Annotated in this window: 1 protein-coding gene; it reads left to right on the forward strand. The window is 52.1% G+C overall.

The features are described 5' to 3' along the window. Window positions 1-629, forward strand: a 629-nt coding sequence (locus IM314_RS21870; protein WP_252050832.1) for an EF-Tu/IF-2/RF-3 family GTPase, incomplete at both ends; no start/stop codon positions are given.

The raw sequence follows: 629 nt of genomic DNA on the forward strand, positions 1-629 counted from the left end.
GAGTGGGAAGCGAAAATCATCGAACTGGCTGGCTTCCTGGATTCTTACATCCCAGAACCAGAGCGTGCGATTGACAAGCCATTCCTGCTGCCAATCGAAGACGTATTCTCCATCTCCGGTCGTGGTACCGTTGTTACCGGTCGTGTAGAGCGCGGTATCATCAAAGTTGGTGAAGAAGTTGAAATCGTTGGTATCAAAGAGACTGCGAAGTCTACCTGTACTGGCGTTGAAATGTTCCGCAAACTGCTGGACGAAGGCCGTGCTGGTGAGAACGTTGGTGTTCTGCTGCGTGGTATCAAACGTGAAGAAATCGAACGTGGTCAGGTTCTGGCGAAGCCAGGCTCAATCAAGCCACACACCAAGTTCGAATCTGAAGTGTACATTCTGTCCAAAGACGAAGGCGGCCGTCATACTCCGTTCTTCAAAGGCTACCGTCCACAGTTCTACTTCCGTACAACTGACGTGACCGGTACCATCGAACTGCCAGAAGGCGTAGAGATGGTAATGCCAGGCGACAACATCAAGATGGTTGTGACTCTGATCCACCCAATCGCGATGGACGACGGTCTGCGTTTCGCAATCCGTGAAGGCGGCCGTACCGTTGGCGCGGGCGTTGTTGCTAAAGTTCT

Source organism: Enterobacter cloacae complex sp. P42RS, from assembly GCF_014930595.1.
Taxonomy (GTDB): Bacteria; Pseudomonadota; Gammaproteobacteria; order Enterobacterales; family Enterobacteriaceae; genus Enterobacter; species Enterobacter bugandensis.